This is a genomic window from Pseudomonas sp. P5_B2, from assembly GCF_056400445.1.
Map to the genome: position 1 here is coordinate 1 of NZ_JBFULH010001062.1, position 1,058 is coordinate 1,058.

A 1,058-nucleotide genomic window follows, 5' to 3' on the forward strand; every position below is an offset into this window, starting at 1 on the left:
GGTAGGTGATGTCGATTACGCCAGTGCGCGCACCGTCGCCCGTGCGATCACACCGGTTCCGGGAGGCGTGGGGCCGATGACCATTGCGTATCTGCTGAAGAACACCCTGATCGCCAGTCAATTGCAGCGTGCCGCCGCAGCGCACAAGCGAAAGTCGGTCAGTGATGCAGTATTGAGCTGAGCACAACGTTTTTTGCCTGTCGCGACTGGCTGAAGTCGAACCAGAGTGTGTAAAAACACCTTCGCGAACCCTTGCTATGATTTCTGAGGACTTCATCGCAGGGATCGCCCATGAAGCGCTTTATTCAAAGTGAACATCGAGGCTAAGGCACCTTTCTTCCCGAAAGCCTCGACGACTACGTCAGCGATACCAATCCGGTGCGCGTAGTCGACGTTTTTGTCGACGAACTCAATCTGGTTTCCTTGAGTTTTGACGGTGCTATTCCGGCTGACACAGGCCGTCCCGCTTACCGCCCCGCAGTCCTGTTGAAGATCTACATCGACGGCTATCTCAATCGCATTCAGTCGAGCCGACGCTTGGAGCGAGAAGCCCAACGCAATGTCGAGTTGATGTGGCTGACCGGGCGTTTGACACCCCGATTTAAAGACTATCCCCAACTTCCGGAAAGACAATAACAAGGCGATCCGAGGCGCCTGTCGCCAGTTCGTTGTGCTGTGTCAGCAGTTGGGACTGTTCGGAGAAAATCTGGTCGCCATCGTCGGCAGCAAGTTCAAGGCGGTCAACAACCGCGACCGCAATTTCACCAGTGCCAAACTGAAGCGGCGAATGGGAGACATTGAGTCGAGCATCAGCCGTTACCTGGCTGCGCTCGACGCTGCCTATAGGCAAGAACCAAATGTCTCTGAGGCCAACGCGTGCGGCTGGAAGAGAAAATCGCCAAACTGAAGACGCAAATGAAGGAGCTTCAAGCGATTGAAATCCAACTCAACGAATCGCCTGATAAACAGGTCTCACTCACCGATCCAGACGCCCGTTCCCTGATGACGCGCGGCACCGGAATCGTCGGTTAAAACGTGCAGTCGGCAGTCGATACTCA

At 55.0% G+C, this 1,058-nt stretch carries 2 pseudogenes; both read left to right on the forward strand.

From position 1 onward, the window contains the following. Positions 1–181: pseudogene (locus AC1DRJ_RS29165) on the forward strand (bifunctional 5,10-methylene-tetrahydrofolate dehydrogenase/5,10-methylene-tetrahydrofolate cyclohydrolase); the annotation flags it as partial. Between the two features lie 110 nt (positions 182–291). Then, positions 292–1,029, forward strand: a pseudogene (locus AC1DRJ_RS29170) (transposase); the annotation flags it as partial. Positions 1,030–1,058: the final 29 nt, after the last annotated feature.